Origin of the sequence: Marinilactibacillus piezotolerans (assembly GCF_900114235.1) — a bacterium.
In the GTDB taxonomy this organism is placed as follows: Bacteria; Bacillota; Bacilli; order Lactobacillales; family Carnobacteriaceae_A; genus Marinilactibacillus; species Marinilactibacillus piezotolerans.
In genome coordinates this window covers 1-1,956 of record NZ_FOSJ01000108.1, presented here as the reverse complement: position 1 = coordinate 1,956, position 1,956 = coordinate 1, and the positions used below count along the sequence as shown (strand labels likewise).

The 1,956-nt window shown below is 34.6% G+C and carries 1 protein-coding gene; it reads left to right on the top strand.

The features are described from left to right. The first annotated feature begins 145 nt into the window (after positions 1-145). Positions 146-1,864: an IS1634 family transposase gene (locus BM212_RS12260; protein WP_072693564.1), complete on the top strand. Its 1,719-nt coding sequence runs from the start codon at positions 146-148 to the stop codon at positions 1,862-1,864. Positions 1,865-1,956: the final 92 nt, after the last annotated feature.

Sequence of the window (1,956 nt, the reverse complement as noted above, 5' to 3'; positions counted from 1 at the left end):
TGGGAGTTTGACACTTCATTTCTCTAAAAACACTCTTAAGCCTTGATATGGCTTATTTTTTTGTCAAATTTCTACTTTAAATATTGAGTACTATTTAGTACTATGTTATAATAAGAGTAACTAATACTGAATCGAGGCGTTGATTATGCGTATAAAAAAGAGTGTTTCTAAAAATTCCATTTCCTATTCTGTCATTGAAAATGTTCGAGATATTAACGGCAAATCAACCACGCGCGTTATAGAAGCCTTGGGAAATGAACAAGAAATTCGTAAAAAACACCCAGGTGTTGATCCTGAGGAATGGGCACGTCAATACGCCAAGAAACTAACAGAAGAACAAAAGAGTCAACGAGAACCTAGCATCATAAAATTTAATGCAGAGAAACTTATCGACGCTGATGAACAGCGTTCATTCAACGTTGGTTATCTCTTTTTACAGTCGCTTTATTATCAACTTGGCCTCTCTAAAATTACGCAAGATATTCAATCTAAATATAAATTCGAGTATGACTTAAACGAAATATTATCTAAATTAATCTATATGCGCATTTTACACCCGAACTCCAAGCGGAGTTCGTTCGAACAAGCAAAACAATTACTCGAAGGTATTCAATGTGAGCCACATCAAATGTACCGGGCTTTAGATATACTTAAGAAAGAATCAGATAATATTCAATCTGCTGTCTACAAAAACAGTTTGAAATTAGTTCAACGACACAAGAAAATCTTGTATTACGACTGCACAAATTTCTATTTTGAAATGGAACAGGAAGAAGGCTTGAAAAGGTATGGAGTGTCAAAAGAACATCGCCCAAATCCTATTGTTCAAATGGGCTTATTTATGGATGCTTCCGGCCTTCCCCTTGCTTTTTCAATATTTGGTGGGAATGAAAATGAACAAACATCTCTTAAACCGTTAGAAAAGAAAATCCTGAAGGATTTTGAGTTGTCTGAGATCGTTGTCTGTACAGACGCAGGCTTATCTTCTAAAAATAATCGCATTTACAATACATTAGGTAGTCGCGGATTTATCACCACACAATCCATCAAAAAATTAAAAAAGCACCTCAAAGAATGGGCACTAGACCCTTCTGGATGGCGAACAAAAGCAAGTGATAAACCCATTAATTTAACAAGTATTAAAAATATTGAAAACAACAAAGAAACCTATTACAAAGAAAGATGGATTAAGGAAAATGATTTAGAACAACGCCTACTTGTAACATTCTCACCGAAGTATAAGCATTATCAAGAAACTATTCGGAAGCGCCAAATAGAACGCGCATTGAAGAAAGTTGAAAATCCTTCATCATTAAAAAAGAAACGTGCCAATGATCCATTACGATTCGTTACAGTTAAACACGCAACAACAGACGGAGAAATAGCCGAAAATATGCATGTAACGCTTGATGAGTCCGTTATAGAGAAGGAAGCACAATATGATGGATTCTACGGTATTTGTACGAATCTGACATCGGATCCTTTAGAGTTGATTCGTGTGAATCAACAGCGCTGGGAAATAGAAGAGAGCTTCAGAATTATGAAAACAGAGTTGAAATCGCGACCAATCTACGTAAGAAACGATGATAGGGTTGAAGCCCATTTCTTAACCTGTTTTCTCTCTTTATTGATTTATCGTATTTTAGAACAAAAGCTGGATAACAATTTTTCTTGTCAAAAAATCATTAAAACTTTAAGGGAAATGAATGTGATGAAAACATCGGGAGATGGCTACATACCGCTCTATGAACGAACACATTTAACAGATCAATTACATGAGATATTTGGATTTCGAACGGATTATGAAATCAATACCATTAAAAAAATGAAAAATAATTTAAAGCTATCCAGAAAAGCAAAATAGTACTCACTTTTTCAAAAGCAAAAAAACTCTCTAAATCCCTGAAAAATAAGGGGTTAGAGAGTTTTTGTTTTAATTAAGTGTCAAACTCGAGA

Excerpts from the sequence above, each read along its gene's own strand:
- BM212_RS12260 (WP_072693564.1), top strand. The coding sequence starts at position 146 with ATGCGTATAAAAAAGAGTGTTTCTAAAAATTCCATTTCCTATTCTGTC.